Annotated in this window: 23 protein-coding genes and 1 pseudogene; 14 read left to right on the top strand and 10 right to left on the bottom strand. The window is 63.3% G+C overall.

Features of this window, described 5'->3' with window-relative positions:
* The first annotated feature begins 139 nt into the window (after positions 1-139).
* From AC1TQG_RS15215 to AC1TQG_RS15195, 5 genes are all read left to right on the top strand, one after another.
* Positions 140-1546, top strand: a complete 1407-nt coding sequence (locus AC1TQG_RS15215) for a carotenoid oxygenase family protein (protein WP_482138192.1) — start codon at positions 140-142, stop codon at positions 1544-1546.
* A 461-nt stretch (positions 1547-2007) separates the two neighbouring features.
* On the top strand, positions 2008-2568 hold the full coding sequence (locus AC1TQG_RS15210) for an alternate-type signal peptide domain-containing protein (protein ID WP_482138190.1): 561 nt from the start codon (positions 2008-2010) through the stop codon (positions 2566-2568).
* A gap of 542 nt (positions 2569-3110) precedes the next feature.
* Positions 3111-3707: a signal peptidase I gene (locus AC1TQG_RS15205; RefSeq protein WP_482138188.1), complete on the top strand. Its 597-nt coding sequence runs from the start codon at positions 3111-3113 to the stop codon at positions 3705-3707.
* Positions 3691-4341, top strand: a complete 651-nt coding sequence (locus AC1TQG_RS15200; protein ID WP_482138186.1) for a SipW-dependent-type signal peptide-containing protein — start codon at positions 3691-3693, stop codon at positions 4339-4341. The genes AC1TQG_RS15205 and AC1TQG_RS15200 overlap by 17 nt, the downstream gene beginning before the upstream one ends.
* Positions 4338-6308 carry a signal peptidase I gene (locus AC1TQG_RS15195; RefSeq protein ID WP_482138184.1) on the top strand — a complete coding sequence of 657 codons (1971 nt, stop codon included), beginning with the start codon at positions 4338-4340 and terminating at the stop codon, positions 6306-6308. Before AC1TQG_RS15200 ends, AC1TQG_RS15195 begins: the two co-directional genes overlap by 4 nt.
* A 28-nt stretch (positions 6309-6336) precedes the next feature.
* Here the strand turns inward: AC1TQG_RS15195 and AC1TQG_RS15190 are convergent, their stop codons facing one another.
* Together AC1TQG_RS15190 and AC1TQG_RS15185 are read right to left on the bottom strand one after the other, a co-directional pair.
* Positions 6337-7110: an SIMPL domain-containing protein gene (locus tag AC1TQG_RS15190; protein WP_482138182.1), complete on the bottom strand. Its 774-nt coding sequence runs from the start codon at positions 7108-7110 to the stop codon at positions 6337-6339.
* Positions 7111-7275: 165 nt separating this feature from the next.
* Positions 7276-7992, bottom strand: a complete 717-nt coding sequence (locus AC1TQG_RS15185) for a TetR family transcriptional regulator (protein WP_482138180.1) — start codon at positions 7990-7992, stop codon at positions 7276-7278.
* A 149-nt stretch (positions 7993-8141) separates the two neighbouring features.
* Here AC1TQG_RS15185 and AC1TQG_RS15180 point away from each other — a divergent pair, with 149 nt between their 5' ends.
* From AC1TQG_RS15180 to AC1TQG_RS15160, 5 genes are all read left to right on the top strand, one after another.
* Positions 8142-9224, top strand: a complete 1083-nt coding sequence (locus tag AC1TQG_RS15180; protein WP_482138179.1) for a ferredoxin reductase — start codon at positions 8142-8144, stop codon at positions 9222-9224.
* Between the two features lie 55 nt (positions 9225-9279).
* Positions 9280-10395 carry a fatty acid desaturase family protein gene (locus AC1TQG_RS15175; protein WP_482138177.1) on the top strand — a complete coding sequence of 372 codons (1116 nt, stop codon included), beginning with the start codon at positions 9280-9282 and terminating at the stop codon, positions 10393-10395.
* Between the two features lie 54 nt (positions 10396-10449).
* The gene (locus tag AC1TQG_RS15170; RefSeq protein ID WP_482138175.1) at positions 10450-10665 is read left to right on the top strand and encodes a hypothetical protein; all 216 of its coding nucleotides are present in this window, start codon (positions 10450-10452) and stop codon (positions 10663-10665) included.
* Positions 10666-12126, top strand: a complete 1461-nt coding sequence (locus AC1TQG_RS15165) for an MFS transporter (protein WP_482138174.1) — start codon at positions 10666-10668, stop codon at positions 12124-12126.
* A 129-nt stretch (positions 12127-12255) separates the two neighbouring features.
* A complete protein-coding gene (locus AC1TQG_RS15160) occupies positions 12256-12738 on the top strand; it encodes a DUF4395 domain-containing protein (RefSeq protein WP_482138172.1) in 483 nt (160 codons plus the stop codon).
* 5 nt (positions 12739-12743) lie between these two features.
* Here AC1TQG_RS15160 and AC1TQG_RS15155 read toward each other — a convergent pair whose 3' ends face one another.
* Positions 12744-13193: a MarR family winged helix-turn-helix transcriptional regulator gene (locus AC1TQG_RS15155; protein ID WP_482138170.1), complete on the bottom strand. Its 450-nt coding sequence runs from the start codon at positions 13191-13193 to the stop codon at positions 12744-12746.
* 61 nt (positions 13194-13254) lie between these two features.
* On the opposite strand from AC1TQG_RS15155, the gene AC1TQG_RS15150 reads away from it, so the two are divergent.
* On the top strand, positions 13255-13854 hold the full coding sequence (locus AC1TQG_RS15150; protein WP_482138169.1) for a TIGR03086 family metal-binding protein: 600 nt from the start codon (positions 13255-13257) through the stop codon (positions 13852-13854).
* Between the two features lie 63 nt (positions 13855-13917).
* Here the strand turns inward: AC1TQG_RS15150 and AC1TQG_RS15145 are convergent, their stop codons facing one another.
* The 5 genes from AC1TQG_RS15145 to AC1TQG_RS15125 all read right to left on the bottom strand — a co-directional run bounded on the left by AC1TQG_RS15145 (position 13918) and on the right by AC1TQG_RS15125 (position 18186).
* Positions 13918-14871, bottom strand: a complete 954-nt coding sequence (locus AC1TQG_RS15145) for a Ppx/GppA phosphatase family protein (RefSeq protein ID WP_482138168.1) — start codon at positions 14869-14871, stop codon at positions 13918-13920.
* Positions 14868-15407, bottom strand: a complete 540-nt coding sequence (locus AC1TQG_RS15140) for a DUF501 domain-containing protein (RefSeq protein ID WP_482138166.1) — start codon at positions 15405-15407, stop codon at positions 14868-14870. The genes AC1TQG_RS15145 and AC1TQG_RS15140 overlap by 4 nt, the downstream gene beginning before the upstream one ends.
* Positions 15404-15988 carry an FtsB family cell division protein gene (locus AC1TQG_RS15135; RefSeq protein ID WP_482138164.1) on the bottom strand — a complete coding sequence of 195 codons (585 nt, stop codon included), beginning with the start codon at positions 15986-15988 and terminating at the stop codon, positions 15404-15406. Before AC1TQG_RS15135 ends, AC1TQG_RS15140 begins: the two co-directional genes overlap by 4 nt.
* Positions 15989-16019: 31 nt before the next feature.
* Positions 16020-17306 (bottom strand): phosphopyruvate hydratase, encoded by a 1287-nt coding sequence (gene eno, locus AC1TQG_RS15130; RefSeq protein ID WP_482138162.1) that lies wholly within the window; start codon positions 17304-17306, stop codon positions 16020-16022.
* A gap of 169 nt (positions 17307-17475) precedes the next feature.
* The gene (locus AC1TQG_RS15125; RefSeq protein ID WP_482138769.1) at positions 17476-18186 is read right to left on the bottom strand and encodes a lytic transglycosylase domain-containing protein; all 711 of its coding nucleotides are present in this window, start codon (positions 18184-18186) and stop codon (positions 17476-17478) included.
* 354 nt (positions 18187-18540) lie between these two features.
* Here AC1TQG_RS15125 and efeU point away from each other — a divergent pair, with 354 nt between their 5' ends.
* Genes efeU through efeB form a run of 3 tightly spaced genes read left to right on the top strand, consistent with a single transcriptional unit; the run spans position 18541 to position 21996 of the window.
* On the top strand, positions 18541-19422 hold the full coding sequence (efeU, locus tag AC1TQG_RS15120) for an iron uptake transporter permease EfeU (RefSeq protein ID WP_482138160.1): 882 nt from the start codon (positions 18541-18543) through the stop codon (positions 19420-19422).
* A 31-nt stretch (positions 19423-19453) separates the two neighbouring features.
* Entirely contained in the window at positions 19454-20671 is a 1218-nt protein-coding gene (gene efeO / locus AC1TQG_RS15115; RefSeq protein ID WP_482138158.1) for an iron uptake system protein EfeO, read from the top strand.
* The gene (efeB, locus tag AC1TQG_RS15110; RefSeq protein ID WP_482138157.1) at positions 20671-21996 is read left to right on the top strand and encodes an iron uptake transporter deferrochelatase/peroxidase subunit; all 1326 of its coding nucleotides are present in this window, start codon (positions 20671-20673) and stop codon (positions 21994-21996) included. The genes efeO and efeB overlap by 1 nt, the downstream gene beginning before the upstream one ends.
* Positions 21997-22074: 78 nt before the next feature.
* On the opposite strand, the pseudogene AC1TQG_RS15105 reads toward efeB, so the two are convergent.
* A pseudogene (locus AC1TQG_RS15105) lies at positions 22075-22707 on the bottom strand (nucleoside triphosphate pyrophosphohydrolase); the annotation flags it as partial.
* A gap of 34 nt (positions 22708-22741) precedes the next feature.
* Complete coding sequence (gene mfd / locus AC1TQG_RS15100; RefSeq protein ID WP_482138155.1) at positions 22742-26362, bottom strand: transcription-repair coupling factor; 3621 nt, start codon at positions 26360-26362, stop codon at positions 22742-22744.
* Positions 26363-26382: the final 20 nt, after the last annotated feature.

Raw genomic sequence — 26382 nt, 5'->3', positions numbered from 1 at the left:
CGCGCGGCGCGCAGCCGATAGGTGGTCTGCTCTCGCAGCTGCGGGCGACCCGATCCGTGGGTACTATCCACGGGGACAGCGCTGCGGCGTTCAGTCACCGTAGGTCCAACGATTCCGTAGTGGGATAGGGGCGTTGACGATGACCACTCCGCATGTTCCACGACCAGCAGTGGTCGACATGGCCGGTCACCCGTACCTGTCCGGGGTCTTTGCGCCGCAGCGCAGCGAAGTCGATGTGCCCGCGCTGACCGTGGTCGGCGACCTGCCGACAGATCTTGTCGGCAGCTACCTACGCAACGGTCCCAACCCACGATTCGATCCGATCGGCAGCTACACATATCCGATCGATGGCGACGCCATGGTCCATCAGATCGACTTCGACGGGACATCGGTGTCGTACCGAAACCGTTTCGTCCGGACGCCGGCCGTCGTTTCGGAAGAGGAGGTCGGTCGCGCTCTGTGGTCCGGACTCTTTGATCCGTACTTCCCCAACGAAGACGATCTGGACGGGGACGAGAACACCGGACGCGATCTGCCCGACATCAACGTCGTCAAGCACGGCGGCCGACTGCTGGCAATGGCCGAGGCGGCACAGCCATATTCCCTTGATCCGGCCGACCTGTCGACCATCCGACGCGAATCGTGCGACGGCGCAATGCTCGGCGGCAGTACCGCGCACCCGAAGATCGACCCGGCAACCGGCGAGATGCTGCTCTTCAACTACGCGTTCGAGGCACCCTTTCTGACGTGGTCCGTTGTCGGCCCAGACGGAAACTGTACGCGCCCACCCACTCCCATCAACGGCGTCAATACACCGATGATGATTCACGACATGGCCCTGACCCAGCGTTACGCCGTGATCTTTGTCTGCCCACTGAAGTTCGACATCATCGCATCATTCACCACCGGCGCATCGCCCCTGGAATGGCTTCCCGAGCGGGGCACCCGCATCGCCCTGGTGCCCCGCGACGGCTCACCCGTGAAGTGGTTCGACACCGATCCGTTCTGGGTGTGGCACTTCGCCAATGCCTTCGACACCGAAAACGGTGAGGTGGCAGTCGATTACGTGCGGTGGAACGAGCCGACGAATCTGGGCGTGGCAACCGGGCCGGGAGTCGCCGACATCACCCGCACGCTGCTCGACCCCATCAGCGGCCGAGTCACCCACACAACGCTCAGCGACTCGATGGTCGAGTTCCCCCGTGTCGACGACCGGTCACTCACTCGGCCGCACACCGCCATCGCCTCAGCCGGGCAGCTACCCGGAGGCCGGCCCGGCATCGACACCCTGTTTTTCGACGATCTGACCACCGGCAGCCAAACCTTTTGGGATTCGGGCACAGTGGTCGTCGGCGAGCCCATATTCATGTCGGGTGCCACCAACGACTACTGGGGCACCATCGGCACCGACCGAGAGACCATGACGTCGTCGTTCTACGTCTTCCCCACCGACGATCCCGCCGCCGGACCTCTGTGCACGGTACAACTTCCGATCAGGGTCCCCGCCGGTCTGCACGGCGCATGGATGCCCGCGACGCCGCGGTAGACGCGGAGTTTCCCGCTGACATCTGCGGCCCATCGCAAAGAGGTCTCCACACTCAGTTCGTGTTCATCGCGCCTCACCCGTTATCGATCCTTCGCGAATCATCTACCAATAATCATTTACGATTCGCGATCAGAACCTATATAACGCAATATGCGCTAATTATTCCCACAAAGGTGCGTACCATCCACTGGGGGGAGTTTTTCGGACGAAAGTCCATCGCGATTCGATGATCCTGACCGATTCCACACAGGTCTCGAGAATGGAATTCGGCAACCTCACCGAGAGTCACTTTCATGTGAAAGTGAAACACCGTGTCACAGCTATCGCGAAATTCAGTCTTTCGCCGCAGAAAACCGGTCAATCGCAGATAATTTGGACGCAAATAATTTGGATCTGTAACGATCTGGTGGTATTTCGGGATACCAATCGTGAGTCCAACCATCAAAGCGAAATGAGTCAGAATGAAGAAACAGACCAAAGCAGCGATTGCAGCCGGAGCAGGGGCAATCATCCTCCTCGGCGGCGCCGGTAGCCTAGCCTACTGGAACGACTCCGGAAGCACTCCAGGCGGTATTGTCAGTTCGGGTGAGCTTTCGCTCGACGATTGCACAGGCGGCGGAACATGGACCGACGTGAACAAAGGCACCCAAATAACGAACATCACGGCGTTTCGAATTGTCCCGGGCGATGCAGTGTCGTACACCTGCAACACCAACGTGAACGCCAAGGGTGACAATCTGACAGCTACTCTCACTGCGAATATCGGCGCTGTGACCGGAGACGCCGAGTTGCTGGCCGCCCTGGGGACCCCCCAGGTGTCCGTGACCGCCAACGGCGCAGCGCTACCCACCGGACCCACCGGCGTGGAGATCTCACCCACACCAGGTAAACAGCCCATTGTTGTGACGGTGGCGTTTGAGTTCGACCCGACCACCACCGGCCAGGTCGGCCAGAATCAAGCCGTCAACCTCACCGCGACCACGCTGAACCTGGAGCAGAACACCAATCCAGCCACCCCTTGATCCGTGAAGAGGTATCGATGGTGGGCACTTGCCGCTGCAGCTGTTATTACGTTGGCGCTGTGGTCGACAAATCAGACGGGGGCATTTTGGCGGGACCAGACTGCCACGACTGGCAGCGGTATTCGTTCGGGTGAGCTGAAGATCCTTGCAGGCGGCGCAAACAACTATCCGTGGGCAGATTTCGGCGGCGAAAATCTGTCCTCTGGGTCGGTGGTACAACGACCACTGACGATTTCCGTCGGGGGTGATACGAATTCCGGAATTAAATCCGAATATCGCCTCCAATCGATGGTAGCGAATTCGATGGAGGTCCCACTGACGTTCACTGCATGGATCGTCAGCGGTGCGGCTGACTGCCCGGCATCGGGTAACCCCAATAGAATTGTCGGCGGTCCGTGGACGAGTTTCCCGGCCCCCACAGCCGCCCGTTCACTCGCTGTCGGCAAATCGGAGGTGTGGTGCCTGCGCGCTACTGTCGGAGCCGGCGCACAGCAAAACAAAAAGACGACGGTTACTCTCCGCTACCGGGTGGACCAAGCGATATGACGACCAGGATTCCTGAACGAAAAGACGACGGCCCGCTGTGGTGGGTCCGCACAATTGCGAGTTGGACCCTACTGTTGGCGATGTTTGCGATATTGACGGTGACCATCTTGATTCCGATGGTTGCGGGTGCCGAGAGGTTCACTGTGCTGACGGGATCAATGAATCCGACATATCCACCGGGGACATTGATCGTCGTCAAACCCGTCGACGCCGACGACCTCCAGATCGGCACACCCGTCACCTACCAGCTGGAAACCGGTAAGTCCGCGGTCGTGACCCACAGAATAGTTGCGTCCTCGCAGAACGCCCGCGGGGACCGTACGTTCACCACACAGGGCGATGCGAACGATGCTCCAGACGCGAAACCCGTTATCGCGGAACAGATCAGGGGTAAAGTTTGGTACTCCATCCCGTACCTGGGGTACGTCAACAACTGGCTCACGGGCCAGCACCGCGCGTGGATCGTCGGATCACTCGCGCTCGGACTGTTTACGTACGCGGGCGTCATGCTACTCGGGGGTGTGCGAGACGGCCGGAGGAGTCGGCGCGAGGAGTCGGTGACGGAGGAAGCAGACCATGCCACTCCACATTGACCCGGCTCTGATCGCAGAGAAACTCACCGGCCCGCTCGGTGTAAGAATACGTGCGCTACTGGCCCTGTGCATGGTTCTCGGTCTCGGCGCGGTCGGCACAATGGCCCTGTGGAGCAACTCGGCGAGTGCGACGTCGGGTGAGTTCAAAACCGGTGTGGTGGATCTGAGGGTCCTCGGAGTCAAGGCATACGTCTTCACCGGCTCACCAGGTTTCAGCATGGCAAATATGCTGCCCGGCGAAAGCAAGGCGGCAACGCTGAAAGTGCAGAACACGTTGTCATCGCTCCCGATCACCTACACGATGGCCGCGAGCACACCGGCGGGTGGTCCCGCGCTCGCCAACCACCTACGAATGACTGTTTTCGACGGCTCGTCACCCACGAATGGGACCTCGGGCGGTCTGGCAACCGGTAGTTGTAGCGGCACGCAGCTCGGCAGCTCGGTACTGAGCGCCAGTGGCTCAGTACCAGTGATGACCACTGCCCAACCGCTCGGTGCGGCCACCGGTACTGCGCAGGCCCCCAGCACACAAGACCTGTGCATCGTGGTTGCATTGGCTCCCGCCGCTCCGATGACCGTGCAGGCCCAATCGGTACCGTCGATCACCCTGAACTTCAACGCGACGTCCACATGAGTGAACCAACGGTCTTGCGCCCCGCGCGACCACGGCGGGTCCGTCTCATGCGGGAAATTGCGCTGACCTCCTCAGCCCTCGTCGGCCTGTGCTGCTTGATCGCAATGATCGCGGCGGTCTTCTTCGGTATCACGCCCCTGGTGTTTCAGTCGGGCTCGATGGAACCGACCATCCCCACTGGCGCCCTGGCATTCGCACAGAACGTATCCGCCACGGACATCAAACCCGGTGACGTCCTCAGCGTTGAGAACCAGCAGGGCATTCGCATCACGCACCGTGTCGTGTCAGTCGACTCATCCGCGGGTGGTGCCGTCGCGATGACACTTCGAGGCGATGCCAACGGTGCGTCCGATAACGAGAAATATGTGGTCGATGCGGCGAAACGCGTCATGTTCCACGTCGATGGGCTCGGTTATCTCGTGGCCTGGTTCAACACTCTCGCTGCCAAAATCCTCTGTGGGTTGATCGTCGTCGCCCTCGTCTGGCTCGTGATCTTCCCCAACGGTCGTCGATCGTCATCCGGCGCGGCAAAAAATTCGGTCATCACCGGGCGTGCCGCTGGGGGTGTTTCCCTGCTCGTTCTCGGGCTCGCAACAGTGGTCGTGATCGGTGCCGCCCACTTTCAAGGGACCGCCGCAGCATACTCCGATTCAGCCACTGCCACAACGGGTTCCTTCGCATCGAGAACCGCATTCGTCCCACGAATCAACGACCGAATCAATACTACCAACTATGTAACGTGCGAAAATGGTGGCAGCGCTTCGCAAGGTACGCCCACTCTGAAATGGCGACACATCGGCCCTCCCTACCAGTACCGAGTGATTACCCGCGAAACCAATGGCACCGTCCGGCGAACGGTCGACGTGGCTCCGCCGGTCACCGCAGCAGTTGGCTCGACAGTCTCCGTGACGTTGAACGCCATCGGATTCCCCGCGAGTTCTTCGATTACCTCGTACGACGCTGAAATCCACACAATGCTCCCGGGTGGAGCTGTCTCGTCCGAATGGCGTGGCTACCGGGTCTATACCGATGCCTCAGCCGCTCTGGCCGCGAACATGCATTGTGGTCTGAGTGAACAGGATTCGACCGCGGGGTACGTCCCACCGCCGGCATCGATCAACTGCGCCACAAACACTCCCGCCAAAACAGCAACAATCTCATGGCCTCATATCTCCGGATACACCTACCAGGTAACGGTTCGAGACCCTGGGACAGGCAACGTCGCTTATGTGGCGAGCATCAATACCCCAGCGGGTACTGCTGCGGGACAATCGATTCCCAGCACCATCGCCTTCGGCAACCTCACTACCGGTGCCCTCACCGGAACCGCGGCGAGAGCAGAGGTACGCACCCGGGCAACCAACGGAACCTACTCCACGGGGTACGTCTCGTATAACATCACGGCCAGCTCAGCGCCAGGTGTCGCCTGCGTTGCGGCCGGGCCGACCGCATCCCGAGTTGCTCCCACCCTGCCCGCCAGTACGACGCCCCGGGGTTCGACAACGACCCCGGCCACAACCGGCACCGAACCAATACCATCTGACACACCGCCCGGCGACACGAACACGACAGCGCCGCCGATCACAACCACGCCAACTGCTGAAGTCCCTGTGGAGCAGCCACTTTCACCGGTTTTGCGTTCACACTCCGGAAGCTATTCAGCCCAACTGATGCAGACCACTTCCGGGCCGGTCGTGGTCATCCGCGACGCGTCGAATGTGGAGGAATTTCGCACATCGGCGTCGGAACACACTGTCGCAGACTGGATGGATGGCTCAGACGAGTTGCGGGTTACCGATTCGGCCGGAGATCGGACCATCAGCCGCACATCTGGGATATGGACAATATCTCCATACGCACCGCCGCCGACTGAGGCACCTCCCACCGATGAGGGTCCGGCGGGATCGATACCGCCGCAGCCGCAGGAGCTCCCGCCGGCAACCGAGAATGTCCCCGCCGGGAGCTGATCACGCACCCGTAGCAGTTGTACCGGCGCTATTTCAGCTGCCACTTCACGGTGACCGAAAATCCGACGGTCTGCTGGCCCGGTTCCAGTGGCACCGAACTGTCGAGCATCGTGCGCTGTTGTTCAGACGCCGAAACAGCCTGCCCGGACGTGGTCTCGTCGATCGTCAACACGGCGCCGAGATCGTCGCCCGACAGATCTGCGTACTGCTGAGCGCGGCTTCGCGCGTCGTTGAAGGCTTCTTCCCGCGCATTGGCCACCAGCTCGGAATCGTCGTCGATGACAAACGACACGTTGCTGATCCGGACCGAGTTGCCGCCGGCTTCGGCTGCCGCCTTGAGCACGTCAGAACCCTTGGCAAGATCGCGGACGTTCACCCGGATCGAGTTGGTCGCCCGGTAGCCCGAGATCTGACTCGAACCGCCGGGGCCCGGATTGGTCATGTCAGGTGAGACCGTCACCTGCTGGGTCTGTACATCTTCGCGGGGCACACCGGCATTGACCACCGCATCGGTCACCGCGGTGATCTGTGCGTTGGCCGCATTGATCGCCGTCGACACGTCGTCGCCGGTTGTCTCGACACCGATATCGACCCGCAACGTGTCGGGCGCCCCCAGGACCTCACCGTTGCCGACCACCGTCACCGATCGTTGGTTCACCGGATCCGATGGGTTGTCGTCGCCACATGCCGCAAGGCCGAATACCAATACGGCGGAGCCGGCTATGGCGATGGCGGCCCGGCGCGGGCTCGGTGCATTCAGCACTCGCCTGCGGGCAATTGATCGAGGTTCTCTGTTATCCACGTGGCGACTGTATCGAGAATCGCTGTGCCATCACCGAAATCGCCGACACCGACACCGGCGGTGGCGCGGCAGCGGGGTTCACGGCGTCCGGACCACCGGCAGTGGCCACCAACCCCGCTTCACATTTATTACACCGTGACCGGGGCGCGCTGACCTGTGGCACCGTCAGTGCTCAGATGGCCGCCACGCGCCCATTCCCAGGAATGTGATGACGATCTGTTTTTCGGTCCGCCGGATCAACTCTTCTTCTTCACGGGTGTTCCGCGGATCCAGCTCGACCAGTTCGGCAACCGCATGGAGCATCACGGTGACGATCAGATCTCCGGCGACCTCGAGATCATCGGCGGGCCAGTGTGCCAATTCGGGTATGCGGGAGAGGTCGATGGCCAGCTCCCGCGACAGCAGTTTGAGCTCGGTGTCGATGGCCCGGCGGACCTCGGTACTCCCGCCGTACTGCTCTCGTACGAGAAACCGGAACTGCGATTCGTTGGCGCGGGCCTGCCGGACCACCACGGCCAGGGAGTCCTTTGCGGTGGGCATGGCCGTGCGGGCGGCGAGATCTCGACGACCATCCCGCAACATGCGACGCAGGGTCCGCATCGCATCCTCGACCAGGGTGACACCCACCTCTTCCATCGAGGCGAAGTGCCGGTAGAACGCGGTCGGCACGATTCCGGCCCGCTTGGTCACCTCACGCAGACTGATCGACGAGAAGCTGCGTTCCCCCACCAATTCGAGAGTCTCGTCGAGCAGAGCCTGGCGGGTACGGCTCTTCTGCTCGGCCCTGGTCCGCGACACCTCGGCAACACGCTCCGAGGACGCAGAATCACGCCGAGAACCACTGTGGGTGCTCGAGCTGTGATGTTTGGAACTCCGTGACACGCAGCTGAGTGTACGTCCGTACACCAGAGATTTCTGCAACCCCGTAGTCAAAACGTGGTGGCCGTTACACAAAGAACCCTTGACGGCAGGGGGTGCGGTGATGCGACACTGCTAGTGAACAGTCGTGCACTGAACGAAAGGACTCGACCATGTCGAGAACCATTTCCAGATTCCTCGGCCCAGTACTCGAAGCTGCCCTCACTCCCCATGCTGTCGACCGCTACCTGGAGCTGATCGATCCCCGCATCACCTGGACCGAGCTACGCGCCGAGATCGTCGACGTACAACGCCGCTCGGCGCGCTCGGTGACGTTGCTACTGCGTCCGACCCGCCAGTGGACCGGATTCGAAGCCGGTCAGTTTGTCCAGGTCAGCGCCGTTGTCAAAGGTGTGCGGCATACACGTTGCTACTCGCCGGCCAACAGCGCCACCACGCGTGACCACATCGAGCTGACACTGACCGCGCACGACGACGGAGTCGTCTCCCGGCACCTGCGCGACCATGCCGCACCTGGACAAGTCCTGGGACTCTCGCCCGCGGCCGGAACGTTCACGCTGCCCGCCGAGCGGCCCGACCGGATGATCTTCATCAGCGGTGGCAGCGGCGTTACACCTGTGCTCTCAATGTTGCGAACACTTGTAGCCGAGAACTACCGCGGACACGTCGACTTCATCCACTACGCGCGCAGCGCCGACGATCACCCGTACGCACGTGAACTCGGCGCCATCGCCGCCGACCACCCCGAGTGGAACATCGACACGCACTTCACCCGCCCGACCGGCGACAGATCGTTGGCGGAGCACTTTCGCCCCGAACACCTGCCCAGCGCCTACGCAGCCGACGCCCCGGTCTTTCTCTGCGGCCCGTCCGCGCTGCACAACAGCGTGCGTGACCACCTGACCGACATCGGCGCGATCGACAATCTGCACATCGAGCAATTTGTGCTCGTCGCACCGGCCGATGATGACGATGCCCCCGCACACGGGCAGCTCAGCTTCGCGGCCAGCGGCAAGAACGCACCCAACAACGGTGCGTCCATCCTCGAACAGGCCGAGAGCGCGGGCCTGCAACCAGAATTCGGCTGCCGGATGGGCATCTGCTTCTCGTGCAGCGCGATCAAGCGCTCCGGGCTGACCAAGAACATCCTCACCGGCGACACCGACACCGAATCCGATCAGCACATCCAACTCTGCATCAGCAAACCGGTCGGCGACTGCGTCATCGACATCTGACAGCCCCCCGCTAACCCCGACACCCCAATTTCCCGACAACTCTGTAGGAGTCACCATGACCACCAACGAACTTGTCCTCACCCACGAAAAGGTCGAAGAACTCGGCCGCGAACTCGATGCACTGCGCGCCCGGGTCGTCGCCGACCTCGGCGACGCCGATCGTGAGTACATCTACTCCATCATCAAGACGCAGCGCGCTCTTGAAGTTGCCGGACGCGCCCTGATGTATTTCCCGTTCATCCCACCGGCCTGGCTTGCCGGCGTCGGGGCATTGAGTGTCTCGAAGATCCTCGACAACATGGAGATCGGGCACAACGTCATGCACGGCCAGTACGACTGGATGCGTGAACCCGGCTTGAACTCACGCGAGTTCGAATGGGACACAGTCTGTCCGGCAGATCAGTGGCGACACAGCCACAACTACATGCACCACACCTTCACCAACATCGTGGGCCAGGACCGCGACATCGGCTACGGCATCCTCCGCATGGACCGCGACCAGAAGTGGAACCCCTACTACCTGGGCAACCTCGCCTGGGCGAGCGCACTGATGGTGCTGTTCCAATGGGGTGTGATGCTGCACGACCTCGAGACCGAGAACATCCTGGCCGGCAAACGTAAGTGGACCGATGTCAAGGGTCTGGTGAAGGGCATGTGGCGCAAGGCCAGCCGACAGGTCCTCAAGGACTACGTCATCTACCCCGCACTCACCGGACCGTTCTTCGTCAGCACGCTGGTGGGTAACGCCGGCGCCAACCTGGCGCGCAACGTGTGGACGTTCTCCATCATCTTCTGCGGCCACTTCCCTTCCGGTGTGCAGACTTTCAGTCAGGAAGAGACCAAAGACGAAACCCGTGGCCAGTGGTACCTGCGACAGATGCTCGGATCAGCCAACATCAGCGGCACACCGTTGTTCCACATCATGAGCGGCAACCTCTCGCACCAGATCGAGCACCACATCTTCCCCGACATCCCGGCCAACCGCTACCCGCAGATCGCAGGCGAGGTCCGCGAACTCTGCGAGCGCTACGGATTGCCTTACAACACCGGTAGTTTCAGTCATCAGATCGGATCGACCTGGCGGAAGATCGCCCGGTTGTCATTGCCCAACTCGTGGCTGGCCGATGATGCCCAGTTCAGTGTTAAGGTCGAGTCCAAAGTTGCTGCCTAACGCCGAATCCTCTGACGAAATGGGACGATTCCGGCATCGACACGGAAGGCCCTCATGGTCTCGCAATTCGAACGCAACAAGGACATCGCCCAGGAACTGATCGAACAGACCACTCACCGGGTCGGGCGGATCGCGTCGATCATCACCGGAGCGGTCGTCGACGTCACCAGGGAGATCGGTGATCTGGTCACCGACGGCATCGAGATGCGTGAGGCATCCAAACGTGCCCGCCTCGACGAGCCCGAACGCACAGACGGTCCGAGTATCTAGATGACCGCGCCGATCTACGAGCGGCGCAATCTCGCGATGGCGATCCTCGCCTTCGCAATGTTCATGGATCTCATGGACGTGACGATCGTCAACGTGGCGATCCCTTCCATCCGCGGCGATCTCGATGCCACACCGGCACAGATCGAATGGCTGGTCGGCGGCTATGTGTTGGCGTTCGCAGGCGTCCTCATCACGGCCGGACGTCTTGGTGACCGCTATGGCCGCCAAAAGGTCTTCCTCGTCGGCATTGTCGGGTTCACCCTCGCCTCGGTCCTGGCGTCCACCGCGCAGACCGGCGACATCCTGGTGGCCTCGCGGGTGCTGCAGGGCTTCTTTGCCGGGCTGATGGTTCCGCAGGTTCTGGCCAACGTGCAAGTCCTCTACCGCCCCAAGGAGCGCGCGCCGGTCTTTGCGATCCTCGGCACCATCACCGCGATGGCGGCGGTGATCGGTCCAGTACTCGGCGGCTGGCTGGTCACCGACAACCCGTTGGGCGGCGAGTGGCGGGCGATCTTCATCATCAACGTCCCGATCGGCATCATCATCGCGGTGGCCGGCTGGTTCCTGATCCCCAACACCAAGTCCGAGAAGGTCACCAACCTCGACCTCCTCGGCGTGGTGCTCGCCGTCGGCGGCGTGCTGTTGCTCGTTTATCCCCTGGTGGAGGGGCGGCAGCTGGGCTGGCCCACATGGTCGTTCGTGATGATGGCGCTGTCACCGGTGGCATTGACCGCATTCGTGTTCCAACAACGGCGACGCACGACCGAGGGCAGCGCGCTGATCCCACTGCGGCTGTTCAGCAATCGCGGGTTCGTCGGTGGTTCGGCCATCCAGTTCCTGTTCCAGGGTTCGATCACGTCGTTCTTCTTGATCCTGGCGCTCTATGTACAGGTCGGGCTCGGCTTCGAGGCCATCACTGCCGGCGCGATGACGCTGCCGTTCAGTATCGGTGCCACGATCGCCGCCGGTATCGGAGCCGCGTTGACCACCCGACTCGGACGCAATCTGCCCTTGATCGGCGGCCTCATGATGAGCGCGGGCACCGCCTGGACCATCGTCGTCATCCGAGACGCCGACGCGGCCTTCTCGAGCTGGGACACCGTCTTCCCGATGGCCCTGGCCGGCCTCGGCCTGACCATCATGTTGGTGCCACTGCTCGACATCGCACTATCCACGGTGGACGTGTCCGATTCCGGTGCGGCGTCGGGCACATTGAACACGTTTGCCCAGATCGGCGGCGCCGTCGGGGTGGCCGTCACCGGCGTGCTCTTCTTCGGCGAGGCCGGTCGCTACACCCAGCCAGAATTGCTTCACGCGTTCACGATCGCCGCCTGGGTGCCGATCTGCGGATACGCCCTGTGCGCCGCGGCAAGCTTCCTGTTGCCCGGGCTCAGTGCCGTCAAGAAACACGCCGAAGAACAAGAACGCCTCGCCGAACTCGAAGAACCCAGCCCCGCCTGACCCCGATGATGTGGTGTTTTGGCGAACAAAACCGCAGGTGAGCTGCGCCAAAACAGCACATCATCGGGGGTTGGGGGCAGGGTGGGCGCAATTGTTGGGACGGGCCAGATCGGCCGGTAGCCTGGGCCGGTGCTGACTTTTCCGAATCCCGTCAACGACTACGCCGCGCGATCGACCGCCGGGCTGGTGGTGTTGCTCGCCGTGGCGGCGATCGTGATCAACAATCCGATCGTGTACGCGGTGCTGGCGATCGGGTTTGCATTGCGGGTGGCATCGGGGCCCACGCTCTCACCGTTCGGACAATTCTCCGTCCGCGTCATCGTTCCGCACCTCATCAAGAAGACAAAGCTGGTTCCCGGTCCGCCGAAACGGTTTGCTCAGACGATCGGACTCGTCTTCAGTGGTTCTGCGCTGATCCTGTCGCTGCTCGGCCTCGGACTGGCCGCCCAGATCGTGACCGGACTGCTGGTGGTGGCCGCACTTTTGGAGTCGGTCCTCGGGTTTTGCCTGGGCTGCACCATCTTTGGCTTTTTACAGCGCGCCGGTGTGATCCCGGAGAGCGTCTGCGAGGCCTGCAACAACATCTCACTGCGCGCACCCGTCACACCCTGACCTGGTTACTTCGGGATCGGGTCCGCGGCGGCCAGAACGGAGTCGTGCAGAACGCGTACCAACCGGATGAAGTCGTGCTGTTCCGCCGGAGTCAGAGGCCCGAGTATTTTTCCTTCTGCGCGTTGAATCGCGTCCTGGGTCCGGTCGCGGATCTGCTGCCCCTCCGACGTCAACGCCACCAAACGGACGCGACGGTCGGACGGATCGGGTCGGCGCGTGATCATCCCCCGCCCTTGCAGGTTGTCCAGAATCGGGATCAGACGCGATTTGTCTGCACCGATTGCCGACGCCAACGCCTGTTGGGTCCGGACCGGCCCTTCTCCGAGTTCCAGCAGCACGGAATACGCCCACATGGTCAGGTCGTTCTCGGCCAAGATCGGCTCTTCGATCTCGATCAGGGCACGGGCCAGAGGCAACAACATCGCTGCCAGATCTGGTCGCGGTTGCTCACTCATGTCATCAAACTATCGCGTTCGGGCTATCCGTAAGCAAGGTGCATACGATATGCTTGCGCTTATGAATAATTCCTTGCAGACATCTCACACCCAAGCCGTACAACTCACCGTCGATGCAGTGCGGTTGATCTCGCCCGACCAGCTGACGAGGCAGACCCCGTGCGCCGAGTGGAATCTGGCCGAACTCCTGGACCACATGACCGTGCAGAACAACGGCTTCGCCGCAGCGGCCGCAGGCAACGGTAGCGACGACGCACTGTGGACCACCGGAACGCAGCGCGACGATCCGGTCAGCGACTACTTGGAATCAGCCACCGCGGTGAGCGCGGCATTCGCGCAGCCCGGCGTCGCCGATCGGCACTTCGCACTGCCGGAACTGTCCCGCGATCAGACATTCATCGGCTCCCAAGCGATCGCCATGCACCTGGTCGACTCCCTCGTCCACGCCTGGGACGTCGCGCGTGCCATCGGTCGTCACATCGACCCCGACCAGAAGCTGACGGATCTGGCGCTACAAATCGCCCAGCAGGTTCCCGATGGCGAAACCCGCCGCCTGCCCGGTTCCCCTTTCGGGCCACGGACCGAACATCCAGCCAACTCGACCGGACTGGACCGGACGCTCGCGCTGCTCGGGCGCTCACCGCATTGGCCATCGATCTGAGCCCGCTTCTCACCTGCAGGCAGAGCCGCCACCGGCCGAAGGCACCGGTCCAAAAACCCCGGTTCAGTCCGCTTTGATCAGCGAAAGCGCGATTCCGTCAAGGATGTCGTGTTCGGAGACAACAAGATCGGTGATACCGGTCCGCTCCCCGATCATCTCTGCGAGTTCCAGGGTCACCAGCGATCCGCCACCGATGACGTCGACGCGGCCCGGATGCATCGGCCCGAGTGCAGCCCGCTCCGTCCGCGGCATCCGAACCAGGTCCCAGCACACCTGCGACAGCCTCTCGAAGCCGATGCGCGAGAGATGAATCCGCTCGGAGTCGTATTCCGGTAGGTCTGCGGCCAGGGCCGCGAGGGTGGTCATCGTTCCGGCCACGCCCACAAATGTCTTTGCCCCGTCGATGTCGACGTGCGAAAAAGCCTCACCCAGAAGCGCTTTGATCACCGAGATGGCATCGCCGATCTCGGCGTCGGTGGGAGGATCGCTGTGCAGGCAGCGTTCGGTCAGCCGGACACAGCCGATGTTGGCCGAATACGCGGCATGGACGCCGTCGCCGTCGCCCATCACCACCTCGGTGGACCCGCCACCGAGATCGACAACCACAAACGGCCCCTGCGCAGGATCGAGGTCGCCCACCGCACCGGCAAAGCTCAACCGCGCTTCCTCGTCGCCGGAGATCACCTCGGCGACCGCGCCCGGTGACACCGCACCAAGCAGTTCCCGGGTCATCGCAAAGAACTCGTCACGATTGGCTGCGTCCCGGGTGGCCGAAGTGGCCACCATCCGGACCTCGCTGACACCGTGGGACTTCATGGTCGTCACGTAGTCGGCCAGTGCGACACGGGTGCGTTCGATCGCCTCATCGGCAAACGCACCGGTGGCATCAACACCCTGCCCGAGCCGGACAACTCGCATCTCGCGATGCAGGTCGATCAGTCCGTCGTCCCCAGCGACGGCCACCAGCAGTCGGATCGAATTGGTGCCACAGTCAACCGCCGCGACGATGTCGCTCATGAATCCTCTTCGCGCGCAGGCAGTTCCGGCCAATCGGCGGGTATCGCGCTGCCGCGCAGTCCGGCTGCGGCGGCCAACGACACGGCCTCGTCACCAAATGGATTCAGGCCGGGACCCTTTGCCAGGGAATGCGCGATCAAGACGTGCAGGCACTTGACCCGGTCCGGCATCCCGCCGCCGGTGAAGTCGGTCCCCAACGATTCGATGGCGTCGCGTTCGGCCAGATACGACTCGTGGGCCCGACGATACTGCGCGGCCAGCTCTGGATCTTCGGCCAGGCGGGCCGTCATCTCCCGCATCACCCCTGCCGATTCCTGTCGACTCGCCTCGGCGGTCAGACGCGGATCGGTCAGGTAGTAAAGCGTGGGGAACGGTGTGCCGTCGGGTAGCCGCGGTGCGGTCTTGACGACCGCAGGTCGACCGTCGGGCGTGCGGTAGCTGACCTCGAGAACTCCGCGGGGCAAGCGTCCCAGCTGCTTTGCGATGAGGTCGAGATCATCTTGGGAGACTGATTGATTGGATTCTGAATTACTCATTTTTTCTCGGGCACAGATACCGATTCCCACAGGTTGGTGTACCAGGGGTTCTGGGCCTGCTTCTCCGCCTCACGCTCTTCGTCCGTCTTGCCCGGCGGTTCCGGGTACTGCATCACCAGGGGCTTCTCCCCCGGCATCACAAACTGCAATCTTTCGCGCGCCTGCGCCTCGATATAGGCCGGGTCGCCCTGCTCGGCGACCTTCTCTTCGTAGTCGCGAACCTCTTGCTCGAGTTGCGAATTGCCGGCTCGCAGTTCGTCGAACTCGGTCTGCTGCGAGAAGTACGTCCGCATCGGCACCGCCAGCGACAACGCCAGCAGACTGAGCACCGCGGCGAGCACCACGGCCCGCTTCGGATTGATCGCCTCCCATCGCGACGACAACGCCGCCGCGGTCCGCGGCAACGTCATCGTCGGCGAGAGGGCGGTCCGCGATGTCGCCCGGGCCCGGGTAGGGCCGGGGCCGCCGCGACTGCGCGACCCCGACCGTGCCGGCCGGGCTCCGCCGTCAGCCTGCCCACGGCCCCGCTCACGCCGGGATGCGTCTTGCGATCCCGTTCGGCGACTTCGTCTTTCGGCCATGGCCTACGCGTCCATCAACTTTCGGTGCTTCTCAGCCCTCGAAGGAAAACCGCGGGAAGGCAAGATCGCCTGCGTACCGGGCTGCGTCGCCCAGACCCTCTTCGATGCGGAGCAGCTGGTTGTATTTGGCAACGCGCTCGCTACGAGCCGGTGCACCGGTCTTGATCTGTCCACAACCACATGCCACTGCCAGGTCGGCGATGGTGGTGTCTTCGGTTTCACCCGAACGGTGGCTCATCATCGTCTTGTAGCCGCTGTTGTGTGCCAGCGCCACGGCGTCGAGGGTTTCGGTGAGGGTGCCGATCTGGTTGACCTTCACCAGGAGTGCATTGGCCGCGCCGCGGTTGATGCCGTCTTCGAGACGCTCGGGGTTGGTGACGAACAGGTCGTCGCCGACGATTTGGACCTTGTCGCCGATGGCCTCGGTGAGCGCGATCCAGCCGTCCCAGTCATCCTCGGACAGTGGATCCTCGATCGAGACCAGCGGGAACTCGGTGAGCAGCTCGGCGTAGAACTCGGCCATCTGCGCAGCGGTGCGGATGCTGCCCTCGAAGGCGTAACCCTTGCCCTCGGTGTGGAACTCGGTGGCGGCAACGTCGAGCGCGAGCGCGACATCGGTGCCCAGCTTCAGGCCGGTGTTACCGATGGCCTCGCTGATCAGCTCCAGCGCTGCGCGGGTGCCTGCGATGTCCGGAGCGAAGCCGCCCTCGTCACCGAGACCGGTCGACAGACCCTTGGCCTTGAGGACGGACCGCAGCGAGTGGTACACCTCGGCGCCCCAGCGCAGGGACTCCTTGAACGTCGGCGCTCCGATGGGCGCGACCATGAACTCCTGGACGTCGACACCGGTGTCGGCGTGCGCGCCGCCGTTGACGATGTTCATCATCGGGACGGGCAGGATGTGTGCGTTGGGTCCGCCCACGTAACGGAACAGCGGGAGTCCGGCCGACTCGGCAGCGCCCTTGGCCACGGCCAGGGAGACACCCAGTAGTGCGTTGGCACCGAGGCGGGACTTGTCGGGGGTTCCGTCGAGGTCGAGAAGCGCCTGATCGACCAGTCGCTGATCGTCGGCTTCGATGCCGATCACGGCCGGTGCGATCTCTCCGAGTACGGCCTCCACGGCCTTCAGAACGCCCTTGCCGCCGTAGCGATCGCCACCGTCGCGGAGTTCCACTGCTTCGTGCTCACCGGTCGAGGCGCCCGAGGGCACCGCCGCGCGGGTAAATGTTCCGTCGTCCAGAACAACTTCGACCTCGACTGTCGGGTTACCCCGCGAGTCCAGAATTTCGCGGGCTCCGACCTGATCGATGCTGGCCACGGCTCATCTCCTTCAGATGTTGATCACTGCACGTTCACGCCCGCACCGAGGAGGTGGCGCGTATCGCCTTAGAGCCTAATGCCCAAAGCAGCCAGATAACGATTGACGCACCGACGTCGATGCAGATGCGATCTGCCCAGATATCCGCAGACGCCGAACCGCCCAGAAATCAGTACGCAACGTTCACCGAGTAGGCGTTGGCATGATCGCGGACATCGAGGACGTATTGCATCGAGTTGTTGTAGACCTTGACCGCTTTCTCCCAGCCTTCGGGCGTGGTCAGGTCGCCGCCGGAGACACAGAGGTAGCGCGCCGCGGAGAGCGCTGCATCGTCGATGTTGTCCACATCGACCACACCGTCGCCGTTGGCGTCGACGCCGAAGCGTTCCCAGGTTGCCGGGATGAACTGGAACGGGCCCATCGCCCGGTCGAGCCGATTGTCACCGTCGAGCACACCGCCATCGGTGTCGGCGATCTTGGCGTTGCCTGCCGTCCCGTCGAGCGGTACCCCGCGGATCTCCGGCGAGACGTCGCCACTGGCGGCGATCTGCGCACCGCGATATTGACCGTGTTTGCTCTCCACGCCGGCGATCCCGGCGAGTGTTGTCCAGGTGATACCGCATTCGGGGTGTTGCTGACGTTGGATCTCCGCTGCGTTGCCGTAGGCCTCCAGCGCGACCAGCGGGATCCGGCTCTGCTCGGAGATCGGGGTCGCCCACTCACGCACCAGTTCAGCGGTGCGGCCGGGCGCGTTGATGTCGAAGTAGGGCACCGGCGCACCGGGGTTGGGTGGGATGCCCTCCGGGACCACCACCTCTGGCTTGGACGGTAGATCGAGGCATCCGGCACTCGCCGCCATCACGCCGACGATGGCGCCCATGACCGCCACCCGTCGGGCAATCGTTCGCCGAGCACTTCCCGGCTCTCGCCGACGCCCACACACCACCGTCATCCTCACTTCGTCTTCATCGACCCGCCGCCTCAGTTGCGGGGTCACCATTCCACTGTGCCCGACCGGGCCGGGCTTGCCCGGCACCGAATCGCCGAACGACACGCCGAACTTCGATGAGCTTTGTCCGATTTGCCCGAATGCGCAGGTCGCAGAGGGGTGGGGCACAAAGTCCCCATCATGTCCCAACTCCAGAATTACCCCTCGGAGTTCCCCGGATTCCGTTGTACAGTCGCGTCTTAGGCAATCCGACCCTAACCAGGCCGAAATACAGAGGGAGCACAGTTGTACGTCGCTGACGGTAGTTCGGCACCCTCGGTGGCGACCCAATTGTTCGGGAGCGGACTGATCGGTCTCCGCGAGGGACTCGAGGCCGGGATCGTTGTCATGATCCTGGTCGCGTTCTTGGTGAAGTCGGACCGGCGGGACGCCCTCAAGTGGGTGTGGCTCGGTGTGGGTGCCGCGATCGTGATGGTGCTGACCATCTTCGTCGTCATCCACTACGGCACGTCGACGGTGACCGGCCTGACCGCAGAAGCCATCGCAGGCGTCACCTCGTTGGCAGCAGTGGCCATCGTGACCTTCATGGTGCTGTGGATGCGCACCGCCGCCGCGTCCATCTCCGGCGAACTCAAGGACTCGATGGCGCGCGCTCTCGAGGTCGGTGCGGGTGCGGTGGTGCTGTTGTCGTTCCTGGCCGTGGGACGCGAAGGTGTCGAGACCGCGTTGTTGATGGTCGGGTACGCCGAGAACACATCGGGCAGCAACTGGCCGCTCGTGGGGTTGGTCCTCGGAGTGATTGTCGCCATCGGTGTCACCGTGTTGTTGTACCAGGGCACCGTCCGGATCAACTTCCAGAAATTCTTCACCTACACCGGCGCATTTCTGGTCGTTGTCGCCGCGGGCATGCTGGCGTACGCGATCCGGGCACTGCAGACCGTCGGCTGGCTCCCCGGATTGTCGAACACAGCCTTCGACATCACCGCGCAATACGACCAGTCATCTTGGTATGGAACGGTTCTCGCCGGAATCTTCAACTTTCGACCCGACCCGACGGTGCTCCAGGTCATCGGCTGGGCCATCTACCTGCTGGTCGTGATGACCTACTTCCTCTGGCCCCGTAAAGCGGCGGCGACCAGACCGCAACAGGCTCCTGTCACCGTCTGATTCACCACCTTTGAGAAAGGCTCCACCCCATATGAACCCAACCCGATCCGCGAAGGCCGTGGCGTTGCTGTGCGCGGCAGTCGTCGGCCCGCTCGTCTTGGCGGCCTGTACCGAGAAGGCCGAGGCCTCTGAAGGCGATATCGCCGTCACCTCGACCGATTCGAGTTGCGATCTCGCGACCTCGGACGCCGAGACGGGGAACGTGTCGTTCAACGTCACGAACAACGGCAACAAGATCACCGAGTTCTACGTGTACGGCAACAACAATCGCGTGCTCGGTGAGGTCGAGAACATCGGACCCGGATTGACCGGCAAATTGACGGTCGAGATCGTGGAGCCGGGCACCTACGAGACCGCTTGCAAGCCCGGGATGGTCGGAACCGGTATCCGTGAAGCGCTGAACGTGACCGGCGAAACCAAGGAGAAGGCGAAGGTTCCGGCCGATGTCGAGCAGGCCAAGGCCTCCTATCTCGACTACGTCCGCGGGCAGGTCAACGGGTTTGCCGATCAAACCGCCGTGTTCGTCGCGGCGATCAAGTCCGGTGACCTCGACGCCGCGAGGGCGCAGTTCGGTCAAACGCGTACCTTCTACGAACGCATCGAGCCGGTTGCCGAGTCGTTCCCCGATCTCGATCCCGCGATCGACATGCGCTGGGACGACACCGAAGACGGCGCCGCGCCGTTCACGGGATTCCACCGCATCGAGCGCTTCCTGTGGGCACCGCAGACAAGCGACATCGGCGAGAACCCGGGCGATGTGACCCAGGCCGACTACGACAACGCCCTGGCGACCGACAACAAGGCCGAAGCCGACAAGGCGGCCGATGAGTTGCTGGCCAACGTCAACGCGCTCAAGGCCGAGGTCGACAAACCCGACTTCGTCTTCGAGACCGGTTCGTTCGTGAAGGGCCCGCAGGCATTGATCGATGAGGTTGCGGCCACCAAGGTCGGCGGCGAGGAAGACCGCTACAGCCACACCGACCTGTGGGATTTTGCGGCCAACGTCGATGGATCCGAAACCCTCATCGCGGCAATGCAACCCATCATCGCAGCCAAGAACCCCGAGTTGATGGACAAGATCACCGCGCAGTTCGCGGCAGTGCGCGCATCCATCGAGGAGTATCAGACGGCGGACGGTTATCAGTCGTACGATCAGGTTCCGGAAGAGGCCCGCAAGGCGTTCTCCGATCAGATCGATGCACTCTCGCAGTCGCTGTCGCTGGTTCCCGGGTTGGTGATGACGCAATAGTGACCGAAGCAGACGACACCGCAGCCACCCCGGATCAGCCGACCGAGCGCACCGGCGTCAGCCGCCGCGCGGTGCTCGGCGCTGCCGGGGTGGGTGCGGCTGCCATAGCAGCGGTCGGCGGTGTCGCCGTCGGCCGCGCCACAGCGTCCGAACCGAGTGGCGATCCGGCCGATCACGTCGTCCCGTTCTACGGACCACGCCAGGCGGGCATCGTCACCGAGGCCCAGGACCGACTGCATTTCGCGTCGTTCGACGTCATCACCGACAACCGCGACGAGCTGATCGACATGCTCAAACGGTGGACCGCGGCCGCAGAGCGTATGACGCGGGGTCTGGACACCGTCGAGGGCGGTGCGCTCGGCATGGGCGACTACACACCGCCTGCCGATACCGGTGAGGCCCTGGGCTTGTCGGCGTCGTCACTGACGATCACCATCGGATTCGGACCGGGACTGTTCGGCCCCAGTGCCGCAAACCCCACCGGCCCGGACAGGTTCGGTATCGCCGACCGCAAGCCGGCCGCGCTCACCGATCTCCCGGCGTTTGTGGCCGACGCCATCGAGCGTTCTCGCAGCTTCGGTGACATCGGTGTGCAGGCCTGCTCCGACGACCCCCAGGTCGCCGTCCACGCCATCAGAAACCTGGCCCGGATGGGGTTCGGGGTGGTCAGCGTGCGCTGGTCCCAGTTGGGGTTCGGACGTACGTCGTCCACCACCACGGCACAGGCCACGCCGCGAAACATGTTCGGGTTCAAAGACGGAACCGCGAATATCAAATCCGATGACACCGAGGCGCTCGACGCGCACGTCTGGGTTGCCGAGAGCGACAACCCGCCGACCGCCCAGTGGATGACCGGCGGTTCGTACCTGGTGGCCCGGCGGATCCGGATGGACATCGAACCCTGGGACCGGGCGATGCTGCTCGAACAAGAACAAATCGTCGGACGTTTCAAGGGCAACGGGGCCCCACTGGGCAAGGTCGACGAGTTCGATGCGATGGACTTCAACATCAGCGACGGTGCCGGCCCACTCGTGCCCCGCAATGCCCATGTGCGCCTTGCCCATCCGGATAATCTCGGGGGTGTACGAATCCTGCGTCGCGGCTACAACTTCACCGATGGTTCCGACGGATTCGGGCACCTCGACGCGGGTCTGTTCTTCATCGCCTACTGCCGCGACGCCCACACCCAATTCGTCCCGATGCAACGAGCGCTGGCGTCCAAGGACGCGATGATGGAATATCTCATGCACACCGGAACAGCCTTGTTCGCCTGTCCCCCAGGACTATCCGAAGGCGAATACTGGGGCCAACACCTGTTCGAATAACGCCCCCGAACCCCGATAGTGTGCCCTTTTGGCGAGCGTTTCCCCAGGTGAGCGCCGCCAAAAGGGCACACTATTGGGTCAGCGGGGGAAGTGGGTGCGCCAGTCGTCAGCGGTCTTGGGGGTGGTGGTTTCGGCGATGCGGATGTCGGCCATGAATGCCAGGACATTGCGGCGCAGCTGATCTTCGACGCTGGGTCCGTCGGCGGTGATTCGCACCTCGGTGACCTCGGTCGGGATCAGATCTGCCGGGAAGCCCGCCGCGGCAAGCCTTTCGAGCACTTTCTGGGTCAAGGCGAGTGACGGCTGATTGGTGGCGATACCGTCGAGCACCGATCCGCGCGCCTTCTCGGCGGCCTTCCGCGACTCCCACTCGTCGAGCTGGGTCTGCAGATCGATGCGCTCACCGCTGAGCACCCCTTGGGTGCGCGCCGACACCTTGTTGGTGAAAGCCCGTGCCACATCGTCGATGTCAAAAGGGTCTTCGGCGCGGTCAGCGGCGATCCGCGCGTGGAACAGCACCTGCAACAAGATGTCGCCGAGTTCTTCGAGCAGATGATCACGGTCGCCGGAGTCGATCGCATCGAGGAGTTCGTAGGTCTCCTCCACCAGATAGCGACGCAGCGACTCGTGGGTTTGATCACGCTCCCACGGACCGTCGAGGCGAAGCCGGTCCATCAACTCGACCGACGCCAACAACTCCCAACCGCTCGGTTGCCGACCCGACGCGTCGACGTCTTTGGCCTGATCAGACATCGGCACCCTGCCCGGCCGCCACACGCATGTTGACGCTGCCCGGATTGCGGCCGTCGATGACCAGCAGCAGATCCGCGACCACCTGGACGAGTTCGACGTCGCGCACCCGGTCGCTGCCGACTCCACCGGTGCGCGGAATCGGGATCCCGACCACCCCGGTGGTGCCGCGGTAAGTTGCCGACGGATACAGCCGCTTGAGCCGAACCTGTTGTGAATCGAGCAGTTTCAGCGGCGACACCTTGAACTGGTTGCCTGCGATCCCGACCTCGGTGACACCGAGCTGACGGGCCAGCAAACGCAATTTGGCAACCGACACCAGGCGCAGGACCTCTTCGGGCAGCGGGCCGTAGCGGTCGAGCAGTTCCTCGACGATTCCGGTGAGCTCTTCGTCGGTGTTCGCCGACGCGAACTTTCGATACGCCTCGAGCCGCAGACGATCGGAATCGACGTAGTCGGGTGGGATGTGCGCATCGACCGGCAGGTCGACCCGCACCTCCTTCTCTTCCTCCATGGCGATCGGCCTGCCGTCGGCCGCCGCGCGGTAGGCCTCGACGGCCTCGCCGACCAACCGCACGTAGAGGTCGAAGCCGACCCCGGCGACGTGTCCGGACTGTTCGGCACCGAGCACGTTGCCTGCACCACGCAACTCGAGGTCCTTGAGCGCCACGGCCATACCCGCACCGAGGTCGTTGTTCTGTGCGATGGTCGCCAGCCGCTCGTGTGCCGTTTCGGTGAGTGTCTTTTCGCCGTTGTAGAGGAAGTAGGCGTAGCCACGTTCCCGGCTTCGACCGACGCGTCCGCGCAGCTGATGTAGCTGCGACAGGCCCAGGACCTCGGACCGGTCGACGATCAGGGTGTTGGCGTTGGAGATGTCGAGACCGGTTTCAATGATGGTGGTACACACCAGAACGTCGTACTCACGGTCCCAGAATCCGGTGACGGTGCGTTCGAGGAGGTCCTCCCCCATCTGTCCGTGGGCGACGACAACCCGGGCCTCTGGGACCATCTCCCGGATCGCGGCCGCCGTCTTGTCGATGGTGCTGACCCGGTTGTGAACGAAGAAGACCTGTCCGTCCCGCAGCAGCTCACGCCGGATCGACGCCGCGACCTGCTTGTCCTGGTAGGCACCCACATAGGTGAGCACCGGATGCCGCTCCTCCGGAGGCGTCAAGATGGTCGACATCTCGCGGATGCCTGCCATCGACATCTCGAGGGTTCGCGGGATCGGCGTCGCCGACATGGTGAGGACGTCGACGTGCGTCCGCAACGATTTGATGTGCTCCTTGTGCTCGACACCAAAGCGTTGCTCTTCGTCGACCACCACCAGTCCGAGATCTTTCCATCGGATTCCGGTGGCCAGCAGGCGATGGGTTCCGATGACGATGTCGACCGTGCCATCGGCCATGCCCTCGATGACCTTGCGGGAATCACCCGGGTCGGTGAACCGGGACAGGCCGGCGATCGTCACCGGGAACTCCCGCATACGATCGGTGAAGGTCTGCAGATGTTGTTGCGCCAGAATGGTTGTGGGCACCAGAACAGCGACCTGCTTACCGCTCTGCACGGCCTTGAACGCCGCTCGGACCGCGATCTCGGTCTTGCCGTAGCCGACGTCGCCGACTACAACACGATCCATCGGGACGGGGCGTTCCATATCCGCCTTGACCTCACCGATGACGGTGAGCTGGTCCATCGTCTCGGTGAACCCGAACGCGTCTTCCATCTCCCGCTGCCACGGGGTGTCGGGCTCGAACGCATAACCCGGTGCAGCGTGCCTGGCCGCGTACAGCTGCACGAGCTCGCCGGCGATCTCGCGAACAGCCTTGCGCGCCTTACGTTTTGTATTCTGCCAATCAGAGCCGCCGAGCTTCGACAGCGACGGCGTCTCGCCACCGACATACCGGGACAGCTGATCGAGCGAATCCATCGGGACGAACAGCCGGTCGCCGGGGTGACCACGCTTGCTCGGCGCGTATTCGATGACCAGGTATTCACGCCGCGCACCGCCGATGGTGCGCTCGATCATCTCGACGAACTTGCCGATGCCGTGCTGATCGTGGACCACCATGTCGCCGGCACTCAGTGCCAGTGGGTCGACCTGGTTGCGACGTTTCGCCGGGAGCCGGCGACCGTCCTGGGCCCCGGTGATCCTGGCACCGGTGAGGTCGGATTCGGTGATGATCACCAGTTCCGCGTCGGGCAGCACCAAACCCGCCGACAGCGAGCCCCGCAGGACCGTGACGATGCCCGGTTCCGGAGTCGCACCCGAATCAGCATGGCGCACCGGAACTTCGGCCTCTCCGAGCCGTTCGACGATGCGGTCGGCGGTACCGGCACCGGGCGAGACCACCGCTGCCCGACCGCCGGAGGCGACGTGCGCCCGCAGCCCGGCGAAGGTCTTGGCGATTTCTTTCTCGTCGCCGCGGGGCGCCGGACCAGGCGTCAATGTCAGCTCGTTACCGATTCCGATCGAGCTGTACGTCCACCAGGTGCGCTGCGCGGCAAGGGTTTGTTCGTGTACCTCGTCCAGCGAGCGGTAGGAGCTGTCCTCGAGGTGCAACAAACCGAGGTCGACCGGCGCCAGCCCGCCGCCACCGGCCGCAGTCCAGGATGCCTCGAGGAACTCTGCTCCGGTCCGGGCGAGATCGGATGCCCGCGTCCGGACTTTCTCGGGATCGAGGACGACCACGTGGGTACCCACCGGCATCACCTCGGTGAGCAGTTGCATCTGACCGGGGACCAGCGCGGGGATGAGCGCTTCCATCCCCTCGGTGGAGACACCTTCGGAGAGTTTTGTCAGCATCTCGACCACCGACGAATCCGCGGCCATGTCGACCGCGAGGTCGGCCGCCCGAGCGCGCACACCGTCGGTCAACAACAGTTCGCGGCAGGGATGGATGTGGACGAGCTTCATGTCGACTTCGGGCTGACTCCGCTGATCGGCCACCGAGAAGGCCCGTTGTTCGGTGATCTCGTCGCCCCAGAACTCCACACGAACCGGGTAGTCGGTGGTGGTCGGGAAGACGTCCAGGATGCCGCCGCGGACCGCGAACTCACCCCGTTTTCCGACCATGTCGACGCGGGCGTAAGCCAACTCGACCAGCTTCGCGATCACGGCGTCGAAGTCGGTCTCGGCACCCTCGCGCAAGGTGATGGAATCCAGATCACCCAACCCGGGTGCCAATGGCTGCACCAGTGAACGAACAGTCGTCACCACCACTTTCAACGGCGGACCGAAACTCTCCTCGTCGGGGTGACGCAGCCGGTGCAGCACCCGCAACCGCTGACCGACGGTGTCCACCGACGGCGACAACCGCTCGTGCGGCAACGTCTCCCATGACGGGAACTGCGTCACCCGCTTGCCGATGATGTCGCGCAGCTGTGCGGTCAGTTCGTCCGACTCGCGTCCGGTCGCGGTGACCACGAGCAGCGGCTTCGACGCGGCGGCTGCCAGCGCGGAGACGAGGAACGGTCGCGCCGCAGGCGGTCCCACCAGTTCGAGTTCAGGGGTTCCGAGTTGCCCGGTCACCCCCGTCAGCGCGGCGTCCGAGGCCGCAATCTGGGCCAAACCAGATAGCTGTCCGGTGAAAATTGCAGCAGAAGGCCCAGTCACACGAACAGTTTACGGGTGCG

Source organism: Williamsia sp. Y844 (assembly GCF_056786475.1).
Note: the sequence above shows the minus strand (reverse complement) of the source record. Positions and strands in the feature narration are given on the sequence as shown.

Bases quoted from the DNA above. Each gene is read 5' to 3' on its own strand.
- AC1TQG_RS15215 (WP_482138192.1), top strand. From the start codon at position 140: ATGACCACTCCGCATGTTCCACGACCAGCAGTGGTCGACATGGCCGGT.
- AC1TQG_RS15210 (WP_482138190.1), top strand. From the start codon at position 2,008: ATGAAGAAACAGACCAAAGCAGCGATTGCAGCCGGAGCAGGGGCAATC.
- AC1TQG_RS15205 (WP_482138188.1), top strand. From the start codon at position 3,111: ATGACGACCAGGATTCCTGAACGAAAAGACGACGGCCCGCTGTGGTGG.
- AC1TQG_RS15200 (WP_482138186.1), top strand. From the start codon at position 3,691: ATGCCACTCCACATTGACCCGGCTCTGATCGCAGAGAAACTCACCGGC.
- AC1TQG_RS15195 (WP_482138184.1), top strand. From the start codon at position 4,338: ATGAGTGAACCAACGGTCTTGCGCCCCGCGCGACCACGGCGGGTCCGT.
- AC1TQG_RS15180 (WP_482138179.1), top strand. From the start codon at position 8,142: ATGTCGAGAACCATTTCCAGATTCCTCGGCCCAGTACTCGAAGCTGCC.
- AC1TQG_RS15175 (WP_482138177.1), top strand. From the start codon at position 9,280: ATGACCACCAACGAACTTGTCCTCACCCACGAAAAGGTCGAAGAACTC.
- AC1TQG_RS15170 (WP_482138175.1), top strand. From the start codon at position 10,450: ATGGTCTCGCAATTCGAACGCAACAAGGACATCGCCCAGGAACTGATC.
- AC1TQG_RS15165 (WP_482138174.1), top strand. From the start codon at position 10,666: ATGACCGCGCCGATCTACGAGCGGCGCAATCTCGCGATGGCGATCCTC.
- AC1TQG_RS15155 (WP_482138170.1), bottom strand. From the start codon at position 13,193: ATGAGTGAGCAACCGCGACCAGATCTGGCAGCGATGTTGTTGCCTCTG.
- AC1TQG_RS15150 (WP_482138169.1), top strand. From the start codon at position 13,255: ATGAATAATTCCTTGCAGACATCTCACACCCAAGCCGTACAACTCACC.
- AC1TQG_RS15145 (WP_482138168.1), bottom strand. From the start codon at position 14,871: ATGAGCGACATCGTCGCGGCGGTTGACTGTGGCACCAATTCGATCCGA.
- AC1TQG_RS15140 (WP_482138166.1), bottom strand. From the start codon at position 15,407: ATGAGTAATTCAGAATCCAATCAATCAGTCTCCCAAGATGATCTCGAC.
- AC1TQG_RS15135 (WP_482138164.1), bottom strand. From the start codon at position 15,988: ATGGCCGAAAGACGAAGTCGCCGAACGGGATCGCAAGACGCATCCCGG.
- AC1TQG_RS15125 (WP_482138769.1), bottom strand. From the start codon at position 18,186: ATGGGCGCCATCGTCGGCGTGATGGCGGCGAGTGCCGGATGCCTCGAT.
- efeO (WP_482138158.1), top strand. From the start codon at position 19,454: ATGAACCCAACCCGATCCGCGAAGGCCGTGGCGTTGCTGTGCGCGGCA.